Here is a 3,259-nt window from a genome sequence, read left to right as displayed (position 1 = left end):
TTTCCTACATTTTACGGGTGCCTTTTACATACACTGTAACAAATGGTCTAATAGACCCAATTGAAATATTTTTTCCGAATTCAGTGTCGAACATATTTAGCGCGGGAATCATTAATCGCTGTTCCCTTTCAACAGCGAAACGTTTTTCCTTAATAAAATTAACCCAATAAGACGAACCACGGCCCATTATATCCCTCATACTCAATTGATAAGCCAATCCATATCTATCATCATATAAAATATTACCAAGTGCTACATCAATTCTAGAATAGCCTAAAATGTCGAGGGACAATATTACTTTTTTGATAAAGTTCTCATATTCGTTTAGAAAAACTACTTTTTTTGGATAACGCTGATCGGCAAGGATGGAGTTATGCATCTCATACAAAAACTTGTTTTGAGACTCATTATTTCCTAAATCAGATTGAATATTAACTTTCGTCATACAAAAAATATTTTCATTAATAGCCGTTTTCAATCCTAATATATCACGATTTGACAATTCATATTGAGTACCTCGATAGGTCAAAAATGCGTGGATATTCGGCAAGACATTTTCAGGGTAAATCAAGCTTCCGTCATTTTTATCGCCAATCCAATCATTTCCTCCTTCTTCTTCGATTTTTCGATACTGAGTGGTACTCCCAAAGTGAAGTTCCCCTTGATCTAAAAAAACATTTAAGATAGGAAGGATCCACAAACTTAAGGTATAGATATCGTTCCATTGTATTCCTCCATGACAGATTAACAGTCTAGCTAAAAGAACTTACGTTCGTATTTAATTATATCGTATTCCAATGTTTACTTCAAACACTCGTTGTGACGCCATAGAATCAAATGCTTATTTCATTGACTACGGTTAAACAGCAGGTTAAACTTAACTAAAAACCAGAGAGGAGCGATCCGTATGCCTGACGAAGTAAGCAAAACGAAAGTTGCAAAATGGGGTAACGGTCATGGGATTTTCTTATCCAAGAAGACTCTTGAAGCTGGCGATCTGCGTGAAGGGACAAAAATTAAAGTGGTTAAAATTAACTATCATGGCAAATCATTATTAGCGTTAGAGCCAATTGCAAAGCCAACATTGGCCGAGAAATATGCAAATTATAATGGCACTCCCGACTCATACGAACAACCGGATGATCTAAAAAACTGGTCTGATAATCATCCGGCTGGAAAGGAGATTTGGTAATTGGCGGCTACAGTTAATAACTCGTACATCCCTGAACAAGGTGACATTATTATGATTAATTTCAATCCTTCTCGCGGACATGAAGAGCAAGGATGGCATCCTGCTTTAGTCATTAGCCAAAAGCGTCTATCAACATCATCCCCATTTGTGTGGTGTGTCCCAATCTCTCACGGTCAGTATTACCATCCACTGCACGTATCGTTAGACAGTCGAACACAAATTGAAGGAACTATTTTCGTTGAGCAACTAAAGTCGTTTGACTATCACGCACGTCTTTTTGAATACAAGGAAAAGATTCCTTCAGATCTTCTGTCTGAAGTTCTAGACAATATTCATCAAACTTTGTAGCGTCTTTGTTATCAAAACGCAAAAACCATTTAGGAAGCAACAAACTTACTTCCTAAATGGTTTTTCTTTGAGGTGAATGATAACAATAACGTCTTGGTAAGCTTATATATGATGACATTTCGAACAAAATGTCATTATATATTAGCTTATCAATCAACAAGGATCTGGAACCTTTCTGGTCCGTCAATCGTGTGGACTTCGACTTCAGTGCCACTCTTCAAGGTAATCCCATCGTACCAGAAACTGTGGTGCGCGTGGGTTGGAAACTTGAACACATATCGGAAGCTGTTGGGTTCTTTTTCAATGTGCATGTAAGCTTGCCGCCCGTCTGAGCGCTTGACTTCTTGGTCCTGATTGTCGGGCCGGGTGTAGATCTTGGTCGTCGAGAATCACCTCTTTTTGCGTCCAGCTGCATGATAGACCGGTGGGGAGGAAAAGGCAATGAAATGTTTGGAGTATCTGGAAAAAGGATTCTCAGACGCTGCTATTTGGCTTAAAAAACAGGAGTAAACACAGTTAACCCCCGTTTACTTCTGTCCTAAAAGATTCTATTGAAATTGGAGTTCATGGTTCTCTTCACTAAGCACAAAGTGAATTGTACCGCTTCCAAAATTCCCAAGTGGTACTGCATGACTACTCATATAATCAACATGAATATTTGCCGCATCATGTCCGCTTAAAGCAACAACGCCGGTATCACTACCATTCTTAGTGCCGATTTGATACAACCGATCACCATCAGTTGTATTCAAATATGTTCCATCTCCGTCATCATAATCTTCGAAAACATCTTCTGAACCGTCAAGATTAGACGTCGCCTTAAAGTACGCTCTAACCAAAAGCTTTTTACCGTACTTAGGCTTTAGTGTGTAATATCTCAACCCCTTTAGTCTTAACGTCACTTTGCCGTCATATAGATCATAAGTCTTGGTTGCACTAACCGATTTTGTCACTTGACTCGTAAAATTAAACTTCACCTTATTATCGTTTGTACTGTACGTCGTAACCGTTGGCAATCGCTTTGCCTTAGCTTGCACGTTATTTGTTGACACCGATAGTGTTGCCAACCCGACCCCTAATGTCAATAACACTAATAATGTTCTTCTCATGATAATCCTCCATCTCTCTTAATTAATATTAATTATATGCTACTATTTAGAGGATGTTAAGGACAAATTTATAATGCTATTAGTAAGGAAAAAGTGTGGTCTGGAGTACTACATCATCCATCCCTACCTGCGATGACGGTCCTCGNCGGCAACGTCCAAGGAGTTGAAGCCGTGAAGATACTCGAGGCCGCCACAATTAGCGTTGCCAATGTGAACTTCCAGAATATCAACGCTAAAGTAAGAAACGTCACCGACCAGAAGATCCACAGGTTTTTGCGTCGTTTCGCTCTGGCTTTATTATACGCTATCTGATCCTTCGGCCTCATCGGCGGTCGCTCGACTATCATCAATATCTCCCCCATCGGCTAAATACATAAACACTTGAACAATAATGTCATCTTCATATTGCCAGCCCACCCCACTGTATTCTTCTATAGTGGATCAAGTAGAGAAGGTAAGGTAGTGCCTATTTCTCGATCGGACAGTTTGCAATTCATACTTGCTTCCAATGCCTTTATTGTGACGTTAAATGCAATAATTGTTGAATTGACTAAAAATTACAATTTTCATTAAATTCTAAATTACCTCAATTGTCAAGTTAAGTGCAACA

General features: G+C 39.0%; 6 protein-coding genes. 2 read left to right on the top strand and 4 right to left on the bottom strand.

Annotation, left to right across the window (positions count from 1 at the left end):
- Positions 1-4 precede the first annotated feature (4 nt).
- Positions 5-700 carry a hypothetical protein gene (locus FD47_RS13945; protein WP_056980810.1) on the bottom strand — a complete coding sequence of 232 codons (696 nt, stop codon included), beginning with the start codon at positions 698-700 and terminating at the stop codon, positions 5-7.
- Between the two features lie 207 nt (positions 701-907).
- Here FD47_RS13945 and FD47_RS13940 point away from each other — a divergent pair, with 207 nt between their 5' ends.
- Both FD47_RS13940 and FD47_RS13935 read left to right on the top strand, forming a co-directional pair.
- Positions 908-1,192, top strand: coding sequence for an AbrB/MazE/SpoVT family DNA-binding domain-containing protein (locus tag FD47_RS13940; protein WP_054736656.1), 285 nt, complete (start codon positions 908-910; stop codon positions 1,190-1,192).
- Complete coding sequence (locus FD47_RS13935; protein ID WP_225353011.1) at positions 1,193-1,540, top strand: type II toxin-antitoxin system PemK/MazF family toxin; 348 nt, start codon at positions 1,193-1,195, stop codon at positions 1,538-1,540.
- A 149-nt stretch (positions 1,541-1,689) separates the two neighbouring features.
- On the opposite strand, the gene FD47_RS13930 is transcribed toward FD47_RS13935, so the two are convergent.
- The 3 genes from FD47_RS13930 to FD47_RS15945 form a co-directional block, all read right to left on the bottom strand.
- A complete protein-coding gene (locus FD47_RS13930) occupies positions 1,690-1,851 on the bottom strand; it encodes a hypothetical protein (RefSeq protein ID WP_225353012.1) in 162 nt (53 codons plus the stop codon).
- A gap of 237 nt (positions 1,852-2,088) precedes the next feature.
- Positions 2,089-2,649, bottom strand: a complete 561-nt coding sequence (locus tag FD47_RS13925; protein ID WP_054736659.1) for a hypothetical protein — start codon at positions 2,647-2,649, stop codon at positions 2,089-2,091.
- 146 nt (positions 2,650-2,795) lie between these two features.
- Positions 2,796-2,996: hypothetical protein (locus FD47_RS15945; RefSeq protein ID WP_235806110.1), on the bottom strand; the 201-nt coding region annotated here is incomplete at its 3' end.
- Positions 2,997-3,259: the final 263 nt, after the last annotated feature.

Source organism: Lentilactobacillus parafarraginis DSM 18390 = JCM 14109, from assembly GCF_001435895.1.
GTDB lineage: Bacteria > Bacillota > Bacilli > Lactobacillales > Lactobacillaceae > Lentilactobacillus > Lentilactobacillus parafarraginis.
The sequence above is the reverse complement of the archived record's forward strand: the minus strand, read 5'-3'. Positions and strand labels throughout refer to the sequence as shown.